General features: G+C 64.9%; 19 protein-coding genes. 7 read left to right on the top strand and 12 right to left on the bottom strand.

The annotated features are described in order from the left end of the window. Positions 1 to 123 precede the first annotated feature (123 nt). From CQ050_RS01880 to msrB, 4 genes are all read right to left on the bottom strand, one after another. A complete protein-coding gene (locus CQ050_RS01880) occupies positions 124 to 900 on the bottom strand; it encodes a peptidylprolyl isomerase (protein WP_105555143.1) in 777 nt (258 codons plus the stop codon). Between the two features lie 17 nt (positions 901 to 917). After that, the gene (locus tag CQ050_RS01875) at positions 918 to 1,187 is read right to left on the bottom strand and encodes a BolA family transcriptional regulator (protein ID WP_105555142.1); all 270 of its coding nucleotides are present in this window, start codon (positions 1,185 to 1,187) and stop codon (positions 918 to 920) included. A 69-nt stretch (positions 1,188 to 1,256) separates the two neighbouring features. Next, the gene (locus tag CQ050_RS01870) at positions 1,257 to 1,832 is read right to left on the bottom strand and encodes a septation protein A (RefSeq protein WP_105555141.1); all 576 of its coding nucleotides are present in this window, start codon (positions 1,830 to 1,832) and stop codon (positions 1,257 to 1,259) included. Further along, positions 1,833 to 2,231, bottom strand: a complete 399-nt coding sequence (gene msrB / locus CQ050_RS01865) for a peptide-methionine (R)-S-oxide reductase MsrB (protein ID WP_105555140.1) — start codon at positions 2,229 to 2,231, stop codon at positions 1,833 to 1,835. It lies immediately after the preceding gene. Positions 2,232 to 2,283: 52 nt separating this feature from the next. Between msrB and CQ050_RS01860 the strand changes: the two genes are divergently transcribed. The 7 genes from CQ050_RS01860 (at position 2,284) to CQ050_RS01830 (ending at position 9,359) form a co-directional block, all read left to right on the top strand. Further along, entirely contained in the window at positions 2,284 to 2,961 is a 678-nt protein-coding gene (locus CQ050_RS01860) for an energy-coupling factor ABC transporter ATP-binding protein (protein ID WP_105555139.1), read from the top strand. Continuing rightward, entirely contained in the window at positions 2,958 to 3,554 is a 597-nt protein-coding gene (locus CQ050_RS01855) for an energy-coupling factor transporter transmembrane component T (protein ID WP_105555138.1), read from the top strand. The genes CQ050_RS01860 and CQ050_RS01855 overlap by 4 nt, the downstream gene beginning before the upstream one ends. A 40-nt stretch (positions 3,555 to 3,594) precedes the next feature. Beyond that, positions 3,595 to 4,152, top strand: coding sequence for a biotin transporter BioY (locus tag CQ050_RS01850; RefSeq protein WP_105555137.1), 558 nt, complete (start codon positions 3,595 to 3,597; stop codon positions 4,150 to 4,152). A 236-nt stretch (positions 4,153 to 4,388) separates the two neighbouring features. Further along, complete coding sequence (locus CQ050_RS01845; protein ID WP_105555136.1) at positions 4,389 to 5,552, top strand: ABC transporter substrate-binding protein; 1,164 nt, start codon at positions 4,389 to 4,391, stop codon at positions 5,550 to 5,552. A 166-nt stretch (positions 5,553 to 5,718) separates the two neighbouring features. After that, entirely contained in the window at positions 5,719 to 6,756 is a 1,038-nt protein-coding gene (locus tag CQ050_RS01840) for a branched-chain amino acid ABC transporter permease (protein WP_105555135.1), read from the top strand. 6 nt (positions 6,757 to 6,762) lie between these two features. Then, positions 6,763 to 8,601: an ATP-binding cassette domain-containing protein gene (locus tag CQ050_RS01835; RefSeq protein WP_105555134.1), complete on the top strand. Its 1,839-nt coding sequence runs from the start codon at positions 6,763 to 6,765 to the stop codon at positions 8,599 to 8,601. Beyond that, positions 8,598 to 9,359, top strand: coding sequence for an ABC transporter ATP-binding protein (locus CQ050_RS01830; RefSeq protein ID WP_105555133.1), 762 nt, complete (start codon positions 8,598 to 8,600; stop codon positions 9,357 to 9,359). The genes CQ050_RS01835 and CQ050_RS01830 overlap by 4 nt, the downstream gene beginning before the upstream one ends. Positions 9,360 to 9,444: 85 nt before the next feature. Here the strand turns inward: CQ050_RS01830 and CQ050_RS01820 are convergent, their stop codons facing one another. The 8 genes from CQ050_RS01820 to CQ050_RS01785 all read right to left on the bottom strand — a co-directional run bounded on the left by CQ050_RS01820 (position 9,445) and on the right by CQ050_RS01785 (position 18,467). Next, positions 9,445 to 11,598, bottom strand: coding sequence for a phosphocholine-specific phospholipase C (locus CQ050_RS01820; protein WP_105555132.1), 2,154 nt, complete (start codon positions 11,596 to 11,598; stop codon positions 9,445 to 9,447). 80 nt (positions 11,599 to 11,678) lie between these two features. Then, positions 11,679 to 12,524, bottom strand: a complete 846-nt coding sequence (locus CQ050_RS01815) for a branched-chain amino acid aminotransferase (protein ID WP_105555131.1) — start codon at positions 12,522 to 12,524, stop codon at positions 11,679 to 11,681. Positions 12,525 to 12,604: 80 nt separating this feature from the next. Further along, a complete protein-coding gene (locus CQ050_RS01810) occupies positions 12,605 to 13,630 on the bottom strand; it encodes an ABC transporter substrate-binding protein (protein WP_105555558.1) in 1,026 nt (341 codons plus the stop codon). Positions 13,631 to 13,741: 111 nt separating this feature from the next. Further along, positions 13,742 to 14,725 carry a branched-chain amino acid ABC transporter permease gene (locus tag CQ050_RS01805; RefSeq protein WP_105555130.1) on the bottom strand — a complete coding sequence of 328 codons (984 nt, stop codon included), beginning with the start codon at positions 14,723 to 14,725 and terminating at the stop codon, positions 13,742 to 13,744. After that, entirely contained in the window at positions 14,722 to 15,609 is an 888-nt protein-coding gene (locus tag CQ050_RS01800; RefSeq protein WP_105555129.1) for a branched-chain amino acid ABC transporter permease, read from the bottom strand. The genes CQ050_RS01805 and CQ050_RS01800 overlap by 4 nt, the downstream gene beginning before the upstream one ends. Before the next feature lie 101 nt (positions 15,610 to 15,710). Continuing rightward, positions 15,711 to 16,925, bottom strand: a complete 1,215-nt coding sequence (locus tag CQ050_RS01795; protein ID WP_105555128.1) for an ABC transporter substrate-binding protein — start codon at positions 16,923 to 16,925, stop codon at positions 15,711 to 15,713. Positions 16,926 to 16,986: 61 nt separating this feature from the next. Then, a complete protein-coding gene (locus tag CQ050_RS01790) occupies positions 16,987 to 17,697 on the bottom strand; it encodes an ABC transporter ATP-binding protein (RefSeq protein WP_006223796.1) in 711 nt (236 codons plus the stop codon). Next, positions 17,694 to 18,467: an ABC transporter ATP-binding protein gene (locus CQ050_RS01785; protein ID WP_105555127.1), complete on the bottom strand. Its 774-nt coding sequence runs from the start codon at positions 18,465 to 18,467 to the stop codon at positions 17,694 to 17,696. Before CQ050_RS01785 ends, CQ050_RS01790 begins: the two co-directional genes overlap by 4 nt. Between the last annotated feature and the right edge of the window lie 4 nt (positions 18,468 to 18,471).

The raw sequence follows: 18,471 nt of genomic DNA, 5'->3' as shown, positions 1-18,471 counted from the left end.
GCGTGCAGTTTTTTTTGGGCGCTTGCTGCCCCAAGGGAGGGCGGTTCTTGTCTTGGCGCCGCGCTACCGCGCGGAAAAAAAAAACTGCCCGCAAGGGCGGGCAGTTTTGTGTCTGGCGCAGGCTTACTGAATCTTGGCCTTGTCGCGCAGTTGCTTCTGGTAGTCGGCCAGGGTTTGCTGGCGCAGCATTTCTTCCAGTTGCGGACGCACTTGATCCAGCGGCGGGAATTCGACCGGACGGGTGTCGTCGACCATGATGATGTGCCAGCCGAACTGGGTTTGCACCGGCTTGTCGACCAATTGGCCCTTCTTCAGCTGGGTCACGGCTTGCGCGAACGGCTGGACGTAGTTGGTCGGGGGAGCCCAACCCAGATCGCCACCCTTTTCGGCGCTGCCGGGGTCCTTCGAGTTTTTCTTGGCCAGATCGTCGAACTTGCCCTTATTGCCCTTGATCTGGGCCAGCAGGTCATTGGCCGTCTTCTCGTCTTCGACGAGGATGTGACGGACCTTGTATTCCATCTTGCCAGCTTGTTCTTTCTTGATCTTGTCGTATTCCGCCGTGACCTTGGCGTCCGACACGGGATTCTTGGCCAGGTAGTCGGCCATCAGGGCGCGGACCAGGATGCCTTGGCGGGCCAGTTCGACTTCCGTCTGAACGTCGGCTTGCTTGGCAATGCCGCTGGATTCGGCGGCTTGCACGAAGATCTGGCGGTTGATCATTTCCTGCTTGACCTGTTCGCGCAGTTGCGGCGAATCGGTCGCGCCCTGGCTGACCAGCAGCTTGACGAATTGATCCAGGTTCTTCTGCGGAATGGCCTTACCGTTGACGGTTGTCACGTTTTGCGCGAAAGCAGGCACGGCGATGACGCAGGCCGCAGCCAGCATGACGATGCGTTTCATGAATATCCTTTGACTTTCTATTTGGGAGCCTGGGCATCTAGCGCAAGCGCATGAATCGGATAGGGGATCAAATCTTGCAAATGATGATACACCAGCCTATGTCGCGCTACGGCGGAGAGCCCTGCAAAGCAAGACGCAACGATGTGCACGCGATAGTGGCCGGCGCCGTTTTTACTGCCTTCGTGGCCGGCATGCAAATGCGAGTCGTCCAGAATGTCCAGGGTAAGGGGTTCCAGGGCGGCTAGGCGCTCCCGGATCAGGGCGATGCGGTCGGTGTTGTCTGACATGGCGGCAGTGTGTAAGTTCCGGCGCGCCGCCCAAGGGCGGGCACGCCGATGATAGGGCCGTCTGGCGGATCAGGGCTTGCTCGGCGGGGTGCCGGAGCTGGCGTTTTCGTCGGTCTGGATGTGTTTGCCCAACCATACCGATTGGCCGATCACGAACACGACCATCAGGCCCATCAGGCCGAAGGCCTTGAAACTGACCCATTGAGATTCGGTGAAATGGCCGGAGAACGCCACATACAGGTTCAGGGCGCCCGCGATGAGGAAGAACCCGGCCCAGACCAGGTTCAGCTTGTCCCAGGCGGTATCGGGCAACTGGATCTGCTTTTCCATCAGGCGGCGGATCAGGTTGCGGCCGAACAGCAGGCGGGCGAACAGCAACGCGCCGCCGAAGAGCCAATACAGCACCGTGGGTTTCCACTTGATGAAGACGTCGCTGTGCAACCAGATCGTGGCGCCGCCGAAGACCAGGATGACCGTCAGGTTGATCCAGTGCATGGCCTCGGTGGGGCGGCCCGTGGCTTTCAGCCAGATGATCTGCAGCACGGCCGCCGCCATCGCGACGCCGGTGGCGATGAAGATATCCGTGTACCGGTAGGCAATGAAGAACAGGAACAGCGGGAACAGGTCGAACAGAAACTTCTTCATTCAGTCTTCTATGGGTTCAAACGTCATCGACAGGGAATTGATGCAATAGCGCAGCCCGGTGGGCGGAGGGCCGTCGGGGAAGACGTGGCCCAGGTGCGAATCGCAGACGTTGCACAGCACTTCGGTGCGCACCATGCCGTGGGTCGTGTCGCGCTCTTCGCGGACCAGTTCCGGGTCGAGTGCCTGGAAGTAGCTGGGCCACCCACAGCCGGCGTCGAATTTGGTGTCGGATGCGAAGAGGGCCGTGCCACAGCCCACGCAGCGGTAGATGCCCGGCGTGGTGGTATTCCAGTAACGCCCGGTGAATGCGCGTTCGGTACCCTTTTCGCGGGTGACCACGTATTCTTCGGGGGAAAGCTGTGCGCGCCATTCGGCGTCGGTTTTGCGTACTTTTTCCATATGAGCTCTTGGAGTCCCGATGCCCGAAATGGTTCGGGCATAATCCCGCCCCATGTTAATCGAGTTTGACCAGGCGGTAGTGTCCACGCCCCAGGCGGAAGTGCTGCGCGGGGTGAGCGTGACCCTGGCCGAACGCCGCGTCGGCATCGTCGGCCCCAACGGCGCCGGCAAAAGCACGCTGGCGCGGCTGGTCAACGGCCTGGTGCTGCCGTCCGCCGGCAGCGTCCGCGTCGACGGGCTGGATACCCGGAAAGACCTGAAGGCCGTGCGCCAGCGGGTCGGCTTCGTCTTCCAGAACCCGGAAAACCAGATCGTTTTTCCCATCGTGCGGGAAGACCTGGCGTTCGGGCTGAAGCGCCTGGAACCCGACAAGGCGCTGCGCGAAACCCGCATCGAATCCCAATTGGGTGCGCTGGGCGTGGGCCATCTGGCGGACCGCACGAGCCATACGCTGTCGGGGGGCGAGCGCCAGCTTGTGGCCCTGGCGGCGGTGCTGGTGATGGAGCCGGCGCTGATCGTCTTCGACGAGCCCACTACCCAGTTGGACCTGCGCAACCGCAATCGGGTGCGCGACGCCATCGCCGCATTGCCCCATGACGCCATTGTCGTCAGCCACGATCTGGAATTGCTGGAAGCGTTCGACCGTGTGTTGGTCGTGCGTGACGGCGGCATCGCCGCGGACGACACGCCTGCCGCCGCCCTGCGCTGGTACCGGGAGCACTGCGCATGATGGAGCCCCTATATGTCGCCGGCCAGACGCCGTTGCACCGGCTGCCGGCCTGGCTGAAGCTGGCGGCGCTGGTCGCGGCCGGGGCCGGGTTGTTCATGCTGCGCGACCCCCGCTGGCTGGCGCTGGCGTTTGCCGCCGCCGTGGCGTTGACCGGGTCCACGGGCGTGACCGCCGCCGCCGTCTGGCGGCAGACGCGCGGGCTGCTTTGGGTGCTGCTGGCCGTGGCGCTGTTCACCGGGTGGTTCCAGGGTTGGCTTGAAGCGCTGGCCGTAGTGCTGCGCGTGGGGGCGATGGTGGGGTTGGCGCTGGCGGTGACGCTGTCCACCCGGACCTCCGACCTGATTGCCGTCTGCGAACGAGCGCTGGCGCCGTTCGAGCGCATCGGTCTGGTGGATGCAGGCAAGGTCGCGCTGGCGCTGGCGTTGGCCTTGCGTTTCGTGCCCGAGATCTGGCGCAATTTCCAAGAAATCCGCGAAGCGCAAGCCGCGCGCGGGCTGGGGGCCCATCCCGTGGCGCTGATCGTGCCCTTGATCGTCCTGACCTTGAAGCGCGCCCAGGAAGTGGCCGAAGCCATCGACGCACGCAGCCCATGATGGTGGCGCGTACTGCCTTGATTCCGTAGAGGGGAAAACCATGAAATCCAATAACACCGTGCTGATCGCGCTGTTCGCGGCGCTGATTGTCGTGCTGAGCTTGATGCCGCCGATCCCGCTGCCCGGCATTCCGGTGCCCATTACGCTGCAGACGCTTGGCGCCATGCTGGCCGGCGCGATGCTGGGGCCCGTGCGTGGCGCGCTGGCCTGCTTGCTGTATCTGGCGCTGGCGGCCATTGGCCTGCCTGTCCTGCCCGGCGGCCGCGGCGGACTGGGCGCTTTCTTCGGTCCCACGGGCGGGTTCCTGATCGGGCTTGTGGCAGGCGCTTTCGTCACGGGCTGGCTGGCGCGCCGCCTGGCAAGCCGCGCCACGGGGACCTGGACGGGGTTGGCGGGTTATGTGGCCGCCTGCGTCGTGGGCGGCATCGCCGTGGTGTATGCCTTCGGCGTGCCGTGGCTGGCGTCCGTGACCAAGATGGGCCTGCCCAAAGCGGCGATGGCGGTGGCGGTGTTCCTGCCGGGCGATCTGGTCAAGGCCGTCGTGGCCGCGTGGGTCGCCTCGCGGGTGGAGCGCGTGTGGCCAATGCTGGGACGGTAAGGCAGCCGGCACAGGGAATCCCCCAACTGACGCGTCGAAAGCTTTTCTAGTACAAGTTCGCCATTAACAAATGCGTTCGCTAAAACCAGGTTTCCGTAGCACATCAGGGATTTACCGTAGTTGCGGGAAGTCATTTGATACTGTTTTAACCCTATAATATTTTTTTCTGTATAACTTTAACTAGGCTCGCTTCGCCTCAATCGAGGCACATAAGAGCCACCACAGGAGACAAAAATATGCGCAAGCACTTCGGCTTGTCCGCGGCGGCTGCCGCCGTAGCCCTGACTCTGCCGCTCCTGGCGAGTGCGCAGGTCAAGGTGGGCGTGACGGTCTCCAGCACCGGCCCCGCCGCGTCGCTGGGTATTCCCGAGCGCAACACCGTGGCACTGCTGCCCAAGGAAGTGGCCGGCCAGAAGATCGAATGGATCGTCCTGGACGACGCCACCGACACGACGCAAGCCGTCAAGAACTCGCGCAAGCTGGCCTCCGACGACAAGGTCGACGTGCTGATCGGCACGTCCGTGACGCCGGGTTCGCTGGCCATGGTGGACGTGGCCGCCGAAGCCAAGGTGCCCATGATCAGCGTGGCCGCCAGCGCCAAGATCGTCGAACCCGTGGACGACAAGCGCCGCTGGGTCTTCAAGACCCCGCAGAACGACGCGCTGATGGCCGGTGCCCTGGCTGACGCCATGGCAAAGTCCAAGGTCAAGACGCTGGGCTTCATCGGTTTTGCCGACGCCTACGGCGACGGCTGGCTGGACGTGATGCAAAAGGCCGCGAAGGCCAAGGGCATCGAGATCGTCGCCATCGAAAAATACAGCCGCACCGACACCAGCGTGACGGGGCAGGTCTTGAAGCTGGTCGGCGCAAAGCCCGACGCCATCCTGATCGCCGGCGCCGGCACGCCGTCGGCCCTGCCGCAAAAGGAACTGAAGGCCCGCAATTTCGGCGGCACCATCTATCAAACCCACGGCGCCGCCAACAACGACGTGCTGCGCGTCTGCGGCAAGGATTGCGACGGCATGCTCCTGCCGGCCGGCCCGCTGCTGGTGGCGGCTCAACTGCCCGATTCCAACCCGGTCAAGAAGTCGGCCCTGGCTTACGTCGAGACCTACGAGAAGGCCAACGGCGCCGGCTCGACCAACACGTTCGGCGGCCACATGTGGGACGCCGGCCAACTGGTCGTGGCGGCCTTGCCCGTGGCGCTGAAGTCGGGCGCCAAGCCCGGCACGCCGGAATTCCGCGCCGCCATGCGCGACGCGCTGGAAGGCGTGAAGGACCTGGCCGCGTCGCAAGGCGTGTTCAACATGTCGCCCACCGACCACGCCGGCTTTGACGAGCGTTCGCGCGTCATCGTCAAGGTCGAAGGCGGCAAGTGGGTCTATCAGCCCGGCCTGTAATTTCCCAGGATTGCCCGATCCACGGGTGCGCCACGTGGGGTAAATGCCAGTGACCGGCGTTTGCCTTGCGGCACCCGAGCAATGCTTCGCACCGGCCTTTCCGGCCGGTGTGTCGTATCAGTGTCCCGGGTGGGGCCGGGACACCAAGAATCAATAAGGTTGTTAGATGGATTCCTCAATTGCGCTGATCCTGCTGCAAGACGGTGTCGTCAACGGCGCTATCTATGCCCTTCTGGGCATGGCTCTGGTGCTGGTTTTCGCCGTTACGCGCGTCATTTTCATTCCCCAGGGCGAGTTCGTGGCGTTTGGCGCCTTGACCCTGGCCATGCTGGTGGACGGCAAGGTGCCCGGCACCGCTTATCTGCTGCCGCTGCTGGGCGCCGTGTGCCTGGCGCTTGAACTGCTGCGCGCCGTGCGCACCCGCAGTTTTGCCGGCCTGCCCAAATCGCTGGTCACCTGCGTGGTTCTGCCGCTGGCCCTGCTGTGGCTCACCAAGAGCTACACCGGACCCGAGAACTCGTTGTGGCTGAACATGCTGCTGACGCTGTTGCTGGTGATCCCGATGGGCCCGATGGTCTATCGCATCGTCTATCAACCCCTGGCTGAAGCCACCGTGCTGGTCCTGCTGATCGTCTCGGTCGCGGTGCACTTCGCGCTGACCGGCCTGGCGCTGGTCTTCTTCGGCGCGGAAGGCTGGCGCACGCCGGCATTCGTCAGCGGACAAGTCGACCTGGGCTTCATGACCTGGTCCGCGCAAAGCCTGTTCGTGGTTGCGACCTGCGCGTTGCTGATCATTGCCTTGTGGCTGTTCTTCGGCAAGACGCTGTATGGCCGCGCGCTGCGCGCCACCGCCGTCAACCGCCGCGGCGCGCGCCTGGTCGGCATCAGCACCACCATGTCGGGCAGCCTGACGTTCACGCTGGCCACCGCGATCGGTGCCATGTCCGGCATGCTGATCGCGCCGATCACCACGGTGTACTACGACACCGGTTTCCTGATCGGCCTGAAGGGCTTCGTGGGCGCCATCATCGGCGGCCTGGCCAGCTACCCCGTGGCGGCCGCTGGCTCGCTGCTGGTGGGCGTGCTGGAATCCTTCTCGTCCTTCTGGGCCAGCGCCTACAAGGAAGTGATCGTCTTCACCTTGATTATCCCGGTTCTGGTCTGGCGTTCGTTCAGCACCCATCACGTGGACGAAGAGGAGTAAACCGCCATGAACCGCATTCTGCTTGTCGTATTCCTCGTCGTCCTGGTGGGCCTGCCGCTGGTGCCGGTCACGCCCGAATTCTGGGTGACGCAACTCAATTACATCGGGCTGGCCAGCCTGGTCGTGCTGGGCCTGGTATTGCTGACCGGGGTGGGTGGCCTGACCTCGTTCGGCCAGGCCGCGTTCGTGGGCCTGGGCGCGTACACCACCGCTTTCCTGACCACGCAATATGACGTGTCGCCGTGGCTGGCGCTGCCCGCGGGCCTGGTGCTGACCGCCGTGGTGGCGTATCTGCTGGGCGCGATCACCTTGCGCCTGTCTGGCCATTACCTGCCGCTGGGCACCATCGCCTGGGGCCTGTCGCTGTATTTCCTCTTCGGCAACATCGACTGGCTGGGCAAGCACGACGGCATCGCCGGCATCGAACCCATCAGCATCTTCGGCATGTCGCTGGCCAATGGCCGCCACATCTATTACCTGATCTGGGTCTTCGTGCTGCTGGCGCTGTGGGCCACGCGCAATCTGCTGAATTCGCGGCCCGGCCGCGCCATCCGTGCCCTGAAGAGCGGTGCCGGCATGGCCGAGTCCATGGGCGTGAACACCGCCGCGTACAAGGTCGTGATCTTCGTCTGGGCGGCGTTGCTGGCCTGCATTTCGGGCTGGCTCTACGCGCACATGCAGCGTGCCGTCAGCCCCAGCCCCTTCGGCGTGAACTACGGTATCGAATACCTGTTCATGGCGGTCGTGGGCGGCGCGGGTTACGTCTGGGGCGCATTGCTGGGCTCCAGCGTCATCCTGGTGCTGAAGGACCAGTTGCAGAACTGGCTGCCCAAGCTGCTGGACACCAACGCCAACTTCGAAATGATCGTCTTCGGCGTGCTGCTGATCCTGATGCTGCAATACGCCCGCAACGGCCTGTGGCCGATCCTGGCGGGCTGGTGGGGCAGCCTCACCGGCGCGGACGGCTCGCGCCGCAATCTGGCGCCGCCGGCGCCCGCGCCCGCCTTGCCCACGCGTGAACGTCCGCAGGCGGGGCAGGTGGTGCTGGAAGTGGACGCCATCCGCAAGGAATTCGGCGGTCTGGTCGCGGTCAATGACATTACCTTCAAGGTCAGTTCGGGCGAAATCATGGGCCTGATCGGCCCCAACGGCGCCGGCAAGAGCACGACCTTCAACCTGATCAGCGGCGTGCTGCCGGTGACGCGCGGCAAGGTCACGTTCATGGGCCAGCGCATCGACAACCGCTCGGCGCGCGAGATCGCCAAGCTGGGCGTCGGACGCACCTTCCAGCACGTGCAATTGCTGCCCGGCATGACCGTGCTGGAAAACGTGGCGCTGGGCGCGCACTTGCGCTCGGATGTCGGCGTGCTGGCGGGGGCGTTGCATTCGGACCGCGCCCGCGAGGCGCAGTTGCTGCACGAGGCCGCCCAGCAGATCAAGCGGGTGGGCCTGGGCGAATACCTGTATGAGCAGGCGGGCAACCTGGCGCTGGGCCAGCAACGCATCCTGGAAATCGCGCGCGCCCTGGCGTCCGATCCCGTGCTGCTGCTGCTGGACGAACCCGCCGCCGGCCTGCGCTACAAGGAAAAGCAGGACCTGGCGCGCGTGCTGGAACAATTGCGCGCGGAAGGCATGAGCATTCTGCTTGTCGAACACGATATGGATTTTGTGATGCGCCTGACCAACCACCTGGTGGTGATGGATTTCGGCACCAAGCTGGCCGAAGGCGTGCCGGCCGATGTGCAAAAGAACCCGGCCGTGCTGGAAGCCTATCTGGGCGGCATCGACGACGACCTGCCAGAGGCCGATCAGGCCAAGCCCGTGTCGGCCGGAGGTGTGCAATGAGCGCCACCCAATCCCCCGTCCTGGAAGTCAGCAACCTGTCCGCTCGCTACGGCAAGGTCGGCGCGCTGGTGGGCGCCACCCTGACCGTGCCCGCCGGCAGCATCGTGACCGTGATCGGCGCCAACGGCGCCGGCAAATCCACCATGTTGAATGCCGTGATGGGTTCGCTGCCGCAGACCGGCCATTCGGCCGGCACCGTGCAGTACGCGGGCACCGACGTGTCCGCCTGGCAGGTGGAACGCCGCGTGGCGGCGGGCATGTCGCTGGTGCCCGAGCGCCGCGAACTGTTCGGCACCATGTCCGTGGAAGACAATCTGTTGCTGGGCGGTTTCCGCCGCTACCGCGCGCGCGAGGCGGGCTGGCGCGACACGTTGAATGAAGTGTTCGATCTGTTCCCGCGCTTGCGCGAACGCCGTGCGCAACAGGCCGGCACCTTGTCTGGCGGCGAACGGCAGATGCTGGCGGTGGGCCGCGCGTTGATGGCCAAGCCCACGCTGCTGATGCTGGACGAGCCCAGCCTGGGGCTTGCGCCGCGCATCGTGCGCGAGATCTTCCACATCATCGCGCGGTTGCGCGAAACCGGCGTGGCGATCCTGCTGGTCGAGCAGAACGCCCGAGCCGCCCTGCAAGTGGCGGACTACGGCTATGTGCTGGAAACCGGCGAGGTGATCCTGCACGGTCCGGCGCGCGAGCTGGCCGGCGACCCGAAGGTCATCGAAAGCTATCTGGGCCTGGGCAAGGGCGCGGAGCAGGCCTGAACGGTCTTGCTCGTAGCAAGCAGAGCCAGCTTGGGCGTATCGCCGAACTGGAACGTCACGCCGCCTTCGTAAGGGGCGGGTGGCGTCATGGCAAGGGCGTCCATTGCAGCATCAGCGCCTGCCCCATCGCGGGGTCGGACGTGGAGGGTGCGCCGGTCTCGATGCGCCCGGCCAGCCGGCGCGTCCAGGCGGGGTCGTCGGGCACCTGCACGGTGACGTCGTACCAGCCGTCCGTGCGGGTCATGTCCCAGGACAGTTCCACGGCTTCACCCGGCGCCAGCGCGGCGTGGGTCTGCGGCGGATAGTCGTAGGCATTGGCCTCGATGCGGAACGTGCGCGGCTGCGGTCCAGGGTTGTGCACCGACAGCCGCAAGGACGCGCCCGGCCCTGCATAGGCCGCGGTGACCGCCAGCGGCGGCATCGCCCCGGCTGCAATCCGTCCGGCGCAATGGCGATGGAAGCCGTTCGGACCCAGCACCCACAGGTCGTAGCGGCCGTCGTCGCCCGTCGTCAGCCACTCGCCCTCCAGCCGCTTGCCGGCCTCCACGGTATAGCGGCGCGGGCCGCGGTCCAGGTGCAGCCGGTCATAGACATGCAGCACCGCGCCGGCCGTGCCGGTGTTTTCAAACGCCAGCGTGACGCGGCCGCCGTCCACCCGGGTGTGCGTCTGCAGCGCGTAAGGGAGCGCGCGGGAGGGGCGCGTGCCGGGTTGCTGGCGCGCCAGCGCCGGTTGCGCCGGTGCGGGGGGCGTCACGGTGCCGGGCAGGGCGGATGCCTGCGCCGCCCGTTCGGCCGTTGGCGGAAAGCCGCGCAGCAGGTCGGCTTCGTCCGGGTTGGCAAAATCGAAGACCGATGTCAGGTCGCCGCAGACCGCGCGGCGCCAGGGCGATATGTTCGGCTCGGCCACGCCGAAGCGCTGTTCGACGAAGCGCAGCACGGACGTGTGGTCGAACACTTGCGAATTGACCCAGCCGCCCTTGGTCCACGGCGACAGCACATACATGGGCACGCGCGGCCCGAGCCCGTACACGCCATGTAGATGCGCCGGCGTGTCGTCCTTTTCCACGCCAGTGACAAGCTCGTGGTATTCGCCGCGGGTGTCCACGGTGGACGCGCCGGCCAGTGCGCCGGTGGCGTCGCGCGACGGCGGGGCGGGCGGCGGCATGTGATCGAAGAAGCCGTCGTTTTCGTCGAACATCAACAGCAGGACGGTCTTGCTCCAGACCTCGGGATTGGCGGTCAGCGCGTCCAGCACGCGTGCCGTGTAGTCGGCGCCTTGGGCGGGGCTGGACGGGCTGGGATGCTCGGAGCCGGCCTTGGTGGCGCAGATCCACGACACTTGCGGCAACGTGCCGTCCAGTACGTCCTGGCGCAGCAGGTCCAGGCCGCGCGTGGTCAAGGCCTTGTCCTTCAGCGCGGCAAGCGCGCCCGGCACGCCATGGTACGCATCGCGATAGGCCTTGAACCCCGCGGTGGGGTTCAGCGAATAGTTGTCCGCCATGTCCTGGTAGATGCGCCAGCTGACGCCTGCGGCTTCCAGACGTTCCGGATAGGTGGTCCAGGTATAGGCGCGGGCGGGATCGCCGCCTTTGAGCTTGTTATAGACATTGCCCAGCGCGGGGCCATTGCCGCGCCCGGCGCCGTCGTTCGTGCCGCTCCATACGAAGAGCCGATTGGTGTTGGTGCCGCCGGTGAACGAACAATGATAGGCATCGCAGACCGTGAAAGCCCGCGCCATGGCGTACTGGAAAGGCATGTCGGCCTCGGTGTAGTACGCCATCGAATGGTTTCTCTTGGCAGCGGGCCAGCGGCCCATGCGGCCCGCTTCCCAGGCGTCCTGCGCGTTGGACCAGGTATGCGGCGTGCTGGCGACGCGCAAGGTCTCGAACGCTTCGCGCGTGTTCAGGTGATAGGGCAGCACGGTGCGCGGCGCGCCTTCATCGGGCTTGTCGTTGTATTGCGCCCACACGGTGCGGTAGCGGGCGTCGGGACTGTCCGGCACCGGGATGGGAAAGCGGTCGCCAAAGCCGCGCACCCCCGCCAGTCCGCCGAAATAATGGTCGAACGAGCGGTTCTCCTGCATGAAGATCACGATGTGCTCGACGTCGCGGATCGTACCGGTGCGGTGGTTGGCGGGGATGGCCAGCGCGCGGCGGATGGACGCCGGCAACAGCGCCAGTGCGCTGCCGGCGCCGGCCAGGGTTGCGCTGTTGCGCAGGAAGTCGCGTCGGGTCTGCATCGGTGAGGCATCCTGGAATGCGACGCTGCCCGCGGAAAGGCGGGCAGTGTCGGGGGAAGCGGCAGGGCGGCGGCGCCGGTTTAGCGGCTGCCGGTGCTTTCGGCGTAATCCATGTACAGCTTGTGGGCACGGCGCGCCAGCGGGCCGTATTCCAGCGCGCGGTCTTCCACGCGGTTCACGTGCACGACCTTGCCGTAGTTGCCGGACGAAAACACTTCGTCGGCTTCTTCAACATCGGCGCGCGTCAGGCTGCGCTCTTGCACGTCGACGCCGTCTGCCTTCAGCAGCGCCAGGACCCGGCGGCGGGTGATGCCGTTCAGGAAGGTGCCGTTGTCCACGGGGGTGGACACGACGCCGTTCTTGGCGATCCACAGGTTGCTGGTGGCGAATTCGGCAATGTTGCCCGCGCCGTCCAGCATGATGGCGTTGTCGAAACCCTTTTCCGCAGCCTCGCGGATGGCGCGCTGGCCGTTGGGGTACAGGCACGACGCCTTGGCGTCGGTGGGCGCCATGTTGGGCCAGGAACGCGCAAAGCTGGAGAAGCAGGCCGAAAAGCCTTGCTCGCCCGGCATCGGCACCTTGAACACGTGCAGCACGAACTGGGTCTTGTCCGCATCGGGCAGCAGGAAGCCGTCGGCGCAATAGAACATCGGCTTGATGTAGAGCTCGGTGCCGGCCGGGAACTTGGCCACGGCTTCCAGGCACAGCTTTTGAATCGTTTCCCAATCCAGCTGAGGCTTCATCAGCATCTTTTCGGCCGAGCGCACGACCCGCTGGCAGTGCAGGTCCAGGTCAGGCGTCAGGCCGCGGAACGCGCGCGCGCCGTCGAAAACCATGCTGGCCATCCAGAACGCGTGATCGGCGGGGCCGAGCAGTTTGGGGTTGTCGGTGGTCCAGTGGCCGTCGTACCAATACAGGGCATCCATTTCATCTTCCTTTCTTGAATCGGGTAGGCACTTCTTCGGCGCCGAAACGCCAGGATACATGAGGCGGCGCTGGTGTCCGGTCAGTCCTCGCGTGCCAGCGCTGCCTGCACGCGGTCGGCGGCATCCGCCGGCATCCATTGCCGCCAGACGGGCCCGTACTGCTTCAGGAAATAGCGCGCCGCATCCTCGGGTTCCTTGCCTTCGTTTTCGAGCCAGCCCAACGTGGCGTTGATGGCGTCGTCGGGCACGGCCAGCTTGCTGAGGAAGTCGGTGATCTTGGGCGCCTCTTTGGCGAACGCCGCATTCACACCCGTGACCACGGGGTTCGGCTTGAACTCGGTGGCAACCGGCGTGGCGCATTTGGGATCGGTCATGCAGGTGTACGCGGTTTGGTCGAAGGCGGGCAGTTCCAGCTTCACCAGGTCCAGCGCGCCGACCAGCGAGGTGGGCGTCCAGTAGTAGAAAACGATGTCTCGCTTGCGCTTGTAGGCCGAGACGATGGCGGCCTTCTGCGCGGCGCCCGAGCCCGGCGCGAACAGGGAATAGTCCTTGTCCAGTTTCAACGCGCGCAGCAGGTTGTCGTTCAAGGTGCCGCAAGCCCAGCCGGCGGGGCAGCCGTAGATGCGGCCGCGGCCGGGATCTTCAGGGTCGGTGAACACCTTCTTGAAGCGCGCCAGGTCTGACGCGGCCTTCAGGTCCGGATGGCGTTCGGCGGTGTAGCGTGGCACGTACCAGCCTTCTCCGGCGTCGTACACATGCCCCACGCCCAGTACTTTGCCGCTGGCCAGCGCCTTTTTCCACGCGCCTTCGATCTGTCCGGGCCACACTTCAGGCGTCACGTCGACGTCGCCGCGTTGCAGCGCCGCCAGCATGGGCAGTGTTTCGCCGATTTCCACGCTGGTCTTGCAGCCATAGCCGTGTTCCAGCACGTAGCGTTCAATGCCCGCCAGCACCAGGTTGGATTCCCAGTTCAGCCCGCTGAAGCGGACAGGGCGGTCGACTTCGCAGGTAGCGGTGGGGGAGGCGGCTTGGGCGGGCGTGGCCAGGAGGGCCGCGGTCAGCGCCAGGGCGCCGCAGACGGGGGCGAGTAGATGCGGGTTGCGCATGGTCAAGCACCTGTTTGATGGGGTGCGTTTTATTGTACGGGGGCTTGGGACCGAGCAAAAGCAAACGGGGCCGCATGATGCGGCCCCGTCCGGATGCCATGCCTTGGCGGGTCAGGCGCGGGCGGCGCGCCGGCGGTCGATGAACGCGCCGACTTCGCCTACGATGCCGCGGCGGAAGGCCAGCACGCAGATCACGAAGATCAGGCCGATCACGATCGTGACGGATTCACCCAGGCGCAGGAACCATTCCACGCCGGTCAGGTTGGCCATCATCTGGCCGAAGTCGCCCACCTTGTTCTCCAGCAGCACCACGATGAAGGCGCCCAGGATCGGCCCCGTCAAGGTGCCAAGCCCGCCGATCAGCGTCATCAGGATGACCAGGCCGGACATCTGCCAGGTGGCGTCCGACAGGGTCGCCGACACGAACACCAGGGTCTTGGTGGCGCCCGCCAGTCCGGCCAGCGCGGCCGACAGCACGAAGGCCAGCAGCTTGAACCGGTCGACGTCGTAGCCCAGCGAAACGGCGCGCGGCTCGTTCTCACGCAGCGCCTGCAGCACTTGCCCGAAGGGCGAGTTCACCGTGCGCCAGATGATGAAGTAGCCGATGATGAAGATCGCCATCACCACGTAATACAGGTTGATGTCCTTGGACAGGTCGACCAGCCCCAGCAAGGTGCCGCGCGGCACGCTTTGCAGGCCGTCTTCGCCGCCCGTGAACTTGGCCTGCAGGAAGAAGAAGAACACCATCTGCGCCAGCGCCAGCGTGATCATCGCAAAGTAGATGCCGCTGCGCCGGATGGCGATGGCGCCCATTGCCAGCCCCAGCAGGGCCGCCACGCCCACGCCGAACAACAGGCCGATTTCGGTGGGAAAGCCCCAGACCTTCATCGCATGGCCGGCGGCATACGCCGCGCTGCCCAGGAACGCGGCATGCCCGAAGGACAGCAGCCCCGTAAAGCCCAGCAGCAGGTTGAATGCGCAGGCGAAAAGCGCATAGCACATGATCTTCATGGCGAAGATCGGATACACCCCGAGAAAGGGTAGAGCGGCCACCACGACGGCCAGGACCGCATAGCCCAGGAATTGACGATTCATTTTTCTTTTCCGAACAGCCCGGCCGGGCGGATCAACAGAACGATGGCCATGATGATGAACACGACGGTGCTGGAGGCTTCGGGCCAGAACACCTTCGTCAGTCCTTCAATCACGCCCAGGCCCAGACCGGTGACGATGGCGCCCATGATGGACCCCATGCCCCCGATCACGACCACGGCGAACACGACGATGATGAGGTTGGACCCCATCAGCGGGGAAATCTGCAGGACGGGCGCGGCCAGCACGCCGGCAAAGCCCGCCAGCGCCACGCCAAAGCCGTAGGTCAGCGTGATCATGCGAGGCACGTTCACGCCAAAGGCCTCGACCAGGCGCGGGTTTTCGGTGCCGGCGCGCAGCAGGGCGCCCAGGCGGGTGCGTTCGATCACGAACCAGGTTGCCAGGCACACCACCACCGATGCCGCCACGACCCAGCCGCGGTAGTTCGGCAGAATCATGAAGCCCAGGTTGGTCGCGCCGCGCAAGGCATCGGGCGTGGGATAGGGTTGGCCCGACACGCCATAGAAGCTGCGGAACAGCCCTTCGATCAGCAGCGTCAGCCCGAAGGTCAGCAGCAGGCCATACAAGTGGTCAAGCTTGTACAGGTGCTTGAGCAGCAGCTTCTCGATAACGATGCCGAATAGCCCGACGACCAACGGCGCCAGGACCAGCATGATCCAGTAGTTCAACCCCAGGTACGACAGCCCCATCCAGGCGATGAACGCGCCCAGCATGTAAAGCGCGCCGTGCGCGAAGTTGATGACGTTAAGCAGCCCGAAGATAACGGCAAGCCCGAGCGACAACATGGCATAGAAGGAACCGTTGACCAGGCCCAGTAATAGCTGGCCGAACAAGGCCTGTATAGGGATGCCGAAAAGGTCAGTCATCTTGTGAAAATCCTGCGCGTACGGATGGAAGCGAGCAAATTCAAGGTGCGGCCGCGGCGGCTTGCGCCTGACCGCACCTCGGGGTCACATAAGCCGGTGGATTACTTTTTGACCAGCTTGCAGGTGGACTCGGACAACTTGGTGTAGACCTCGTCGCCGGGCAGCGTCGCCACGACCTTGTAGTAGTCCCACGGGGCCTTGGATTCGGCCGGGGTCTTGACCTGCATCAGGTACATGTCGTGGATCATGCGGCCGTCTTCGCGGACGTAGCCGCCTTGGGCGAAGAAGTCGTTGACCTTGTTGGACTTCATCCACTTCATCACGGCATCGCCGTCGTCCGTGCCGGTGGCCTTGACTGCGTTCAGATAGAAGCTAAGGGCGGAATAGTCGCCCGCCTGCAGCATGGACGGCTTGCGGCCGACCTTGGCTTCGAACTTCTTGGACCAGGCGCGCGAAGCGTCGGATTGGTCCCAGTACCAGCCGTCGGTCAGGTACATGCCCTGCGTGGCCTGCAGGCCCAGCGCGTGCACGTCGTTGATGAAGACCAGCAGACCCGCCATCTTCATGGTCTTGGTCACGCCGAATTCATTGGCGGCTTTGATCGCGTTGATGGTGTCGCCGCCTGCGTTGGCCAGACCCAGGATCTGCGCCTTGGAGGCTTGCGCCTGCAGCAGGAAGGACGAGAAGTCCGAGGCGCCCAGCGGCGCGCGCACCTGGCCTCTTACATCGCCACCCGCGGCCTTGACGACTGCCATGGTGTCACGTTCCAGCGCATGGCCGAAGGCGTAGTCGGCGGTCAGGAAGAACCAGCTCTTGCCGCCGTCCTTCACGACGGCGGAACCGGTGCCGCGCGCCAGGGCCACGGTGTCGTAGGCGTAGTGCACGGTGTAGGGCGAACATTGCGCGTTGGTCAGGTCCGACGCGCCCGCGCCGATTGCCATGAACGGCTTCTTCTTGGCTGCGGCCACGCCGGCCATGGCCAGGCTGGTCGACGAGTTCGTGCCGGCGATGATGACGTCCACCTTCTGTTCGTCGAACCACTCGCGCACGCGGGCCGACGCCACGTCGGCCTTGTTCTGGTGATCGGCCGAGACCACTTCGATCTTCTTGCCGTTGATCGAGCCGCCGGCGTCTTCGATCGCCATGCGGATCGCGTCCAGACCGGCCTTGCCGTCGATGTCGGAATACACGCCCGACATGTCGGTGATGAAGCCGATGCGGATGACATCGTCGGAGATACCTTGCGCGTGGGCGGTTACCCCCGCAAATCCCAGGCCCGCCATGGCCAGTGCAGCAGTGATGGTGTGCAGCTTCATGGGATGACTCCTCTTCCCTACGGTGTAGTGTTGCCGGGGTTCCGGCGGATGACAGGTTGTTTTAGACGCCCAGCAGTTCGTTGAGCGTGTCCTGTTTTTCTGAAAGTTCAGCCGCTTCGAAATGCTCGACGATCTGGCCATGCTCCATCACATAGAAGCGGTCGGCCAGCGGAGCCGCGAAGCGGAAGTTCTGCTCCACCATGACGATGGTGTAGCCGCGCTGCTTCAGCGTCGTGATCATGCGGGCAAGCGCCTGCACGATGACGGGCGCGAGGCCTTCGGAGATTTCGTCCAGCAGCAGCAGGTTGGCGCCGGTGCGCAAGATGCGCGCCACCGCCAGCATCTGTTGTTCGCCGCCCGACAAGCGCGTGCCCGGCGAATTCCGGCGCTCTTGCAGGTTGGGAAACATGTCGTAGATTTCAGCCAGCGACATCCCGCCGCCCAGCGAACCGACGACGGGCGGCAGCAGCAGGTTTTCTTCGCAAGACAGGCTGGCGAAGATGCCGCGCTCTTCGGGGCAATAGCCCACGCCCAGGTGGGCAATCTTGTAGGTGGGCAGGTCGATGGCTTCGGTGCCATGTATGCGTACCGAGCCCTTGCGCGATCCCGTCAGGCCAAGAATGGCCCGTAGCGTGGTCGTGCGGCCGGCGCCGTTGCGGCCCAGCAGCGTGACGACTTCGCCTTGCCCCACACGCATATCGACGCCGTGCAGGATATGCGATTCCCCGTACCAGGCTTGCAAGCCCGAGATTTCCAATGCCGGGGTGCTCATGCGTGCGCTCCTTGAAGTTCGCCGTCGGTGGTGCCCATGTAGGCTTGCATCACGGCGGGATGGCGCGAGACTTCGGCGTACGTGCCCTCGGCCAGCACCGATCCGCGCGCCAGCACGGTAATGGTGTTGGCGATGGAGGACACCACGTTCATGTTGTGCTCCACCATCAGGATCGTGCGCCCGGCGCTGACGCGCTTGATCAGCTGCGTGACGCGGTCCACGTCTTCGTGGCCCATGCCCTGCGTGGGTTCGTCCAGCAGCATCAGTTCGGGTTCCATCGCCAGCGTCGTCGCGATCTCCAGCGCGCGCTTGCGGCCGTACGGCAGGTTCACCGTGGTCTCGTCCGCGAAGGCGCCCAGGTCCACCTGTTCCAGCAACGCGCGCGCCGGCTCGTTCAGGGCCGCCAGCCGCTTGTCGCTTTGCCAGAAGTGGAACGACAGGCCGGTCTTGCGCTGCAAGCCGATCCGCACGTTTTCAAGCACGGTCAGGTGAGGAAACACCGCCGAAATCTGGAACGAGCGGATCACGCCGCGCCGCGCGATCTGCGCGGGGCGATCGCCAGTGATGTCGATGCCGTTGAACTTGATCGTTCCCGAAGTGGGAGATAAGAACTTGGTAAGCAGGTTGAAGCAAGTCGTCTTGCCCGCGCCGTTAGGCCCGATCAAGGCATGAATCTCGCCCCGCTTGATACGCAAATCGACCCCATTGACCGCGACGAATCCGCGGAACTCCTTGGTGAGGCCTTTTGTCTCCAGGATTGTGTCATCCATGTCC

This window comes from Achromobacter sp. MYb9, assembly GCF_002975275.1.
GTDB lineage: Bacteria > Pseudomonadota > Gammaproteobacteria > Burkholderiales > Burkholderiaceae_B > Achromobacter.
Note: the sequence above shows the minus strand (reverse complement) of the source record. Positions and strands in the feature narration are given on the sequence as shown.

Excerpts from the sequence above, each read along its gene's own strand:
- CQ050_RS01810 (WP_105555558.1), bottom strand. The coding sequence starts at position 13,630 with ATGCGCAACCCGCATCTACTCGCCCCCGTCTGCGGCGCCCTGGCGCTG.
- CQ050_RS01805 (WP_105555130.1), bottom strand. The coding sequence starts at position 14,725 with ATGAATCGTCAATTCCTGGGCTATGCGGTCCTGGCCGTCGTGGTGGCC.
- CQ050_RS01855 (WP_105555138.1), top strand. The coding sequence starts at position 2,958 with ATGATGGAGCCCCTATATGTCGCCGGCCAGACGCCGTTGCACCGGCTG.
- CQ050_RS01870 (WP_105555141.1), bottom strand. The coding sequence starts at position 1,832 with ATGAAGAAGTTTCTGTTCGACCTGTTCCCGCTGTTCCTGTTCTTCATT.
- CQ050_RS01840 (WP_105555135.1), top strand. The coding sequence starts at position 5,719 with ATGGATTCCTCAATTGCGCTGATCCTGCTGCAAGACGGTGTCGTCAAC.
- CQ050_RS01815 (WP_105555131.1), bottom strand. The coding sequence starts at position 12,524 with ATGGATGCCCTGTATTGGTACGACGGCCACTGGACCACCGACAACCCC.
- CQ050_RS01835 (WP_105555134.1), top strand. The coding sequence starts at position 6,763 with ATGAACCGCATTCTGCTTGTCGTATTCCTCGTCGTCCTGGTGGGCCTG.
- CQ050_RS01795 (WP_105555128.1), bottom strand. The coding sequence starts at position 16,925 with ATGAAGCTGCACACCATCACTGCTGCACTGGCCATGGCGGGCCTGGGA.
- msrB (WP_105555140.1), bottom strand. The coding sequence starts at position 2,231 with ATGGAAAAAGTACGCAAAACCGACGCCGAATGGCGCGCACAGCTTTCC.
- CQ050_RS01785 (WP_105555127.1), bottom strand. The coding sequence starts at position 18,467 with ATGGATGACACAATCCTGGAGACAAAAGGCCTCACCAAGGAGTTCCGC.
- CQ050_RS01880 (WP_105555143.1), bottom strand. The coding sequence starts at position 900 with ATGAAACGCATCGTCATGCTGGCTGCGGCCTGCGTCATCGCCGTGCCT.
- CQ050_RS01850 (WP_105555137.1), top strand. The coding sequence starts at position 3,595 with ATGAAATCCAATAACACCGTGCTGATCGCGCTGTTCGCGGCGCTGATT.
- CQ050_RS01845 (WP_105555136.1), top strand. The coding sequence starts at position 4,389 with ATGCGCAAGCACTTCGGCTTGTCCGCGGCGGCTGCCGCCGTAGCCCTG.
- CQ050_RS01800 (WP_105555129.1), bottom strand. The coding sequence starts at position 15,609 with ATGACTGACCTTTTCGGCATCCCTATACAGGCCTTGTTCGGCCAGCTA.
- CQ050_RS01860 (WP_105555139.1), top strand. The coding sequence starts at position 2,284 with ATGTTAATCGAGTTTGACCAGGCGGTAGTGTCCACGCCCCAGGCGGAA.
- CQ050_RS01820 (WP_105555132.1), bottom strand. The coding sequence starts at position 11,598 with ATGCAGACCCGACGCGACTTCCTGCGCAACAGCGCAACCCTGGCCGGC.
- CQ050_RS01830 (WP_105555133.1), top strand. The coding sequence starts at position 8,598 with ATGAGCGCCACCCAATCCCCCGTCCTGGAAGTCAGCAACCTGTCCGCT.
- CQ050_RS01790 (WP_006223796.1), bottom strand. The coding sequence starts at position 17,697 with ATGAGCACCCCGGCATTGGAAATCTCGGGCTTGCAAGCCTGGTACGGG.
- CQ050_RS01875 (WP_105555142.1), bottom strand. The coding sequence starts at position 1,187 with ATGTCAGACAACACCGACCGCATCGCCCTGATCCGGGAGCGCCTAGCC.